We start from the raw sequence: 300 nt of genomic DNA, 5'->3' as shown, positions 1-300 counted from the left end.
ATCAGCCCGGACTGTTCCACCCACAGCCCAGGTATAACAAACAGCCGCATAACTGCTGGCTGAATTTCACCATCCGCAATACCGGCCTGAAAGTCAGCAGCCTCACCTTCTTTACCGGCTGGCACGACTTTATGTACTGGTATGCCGGTACCAATAACCACTACCAGCTGTTATCACAAACCGGTTAAATGCTGGACCATGGTAATGTAAACCGCTGGGAACGTTATGCATCCCCCGTAGTGGTGCCTGCCGGACAGTCACGCACCATTTTATTGCACAACATTAACCGGACCTATAACG

Annotated in this window: 1 protein-coding gene; it reads left to right on the top strand. The window is 51.0% G+C overall.

Going from position 1 to position 300, the window contains the following annotated elements; genetic code table 11:
* Positions 1-188: hypothetical protein (locus KVT36_RS31640; protein ID WP_217607418.1), on the top strand; the 188-nt coding region annotated here is incomplete at its 5' end.
* Positions 189-300 lie beyond the last annotated feature (112 nt).

This window comes from Chitinophaga sp. GbtcB8, from assembly GCF_019091455.1.
Classification (GTDB): Bacteria; Bacteroidota; Bacteroidia; order Chitinophagales; family Chitinophagaceae; genus Chitinophaga.
This window is presented reverse-complemented; position numbering and strand designations above follow the sequence as displayed.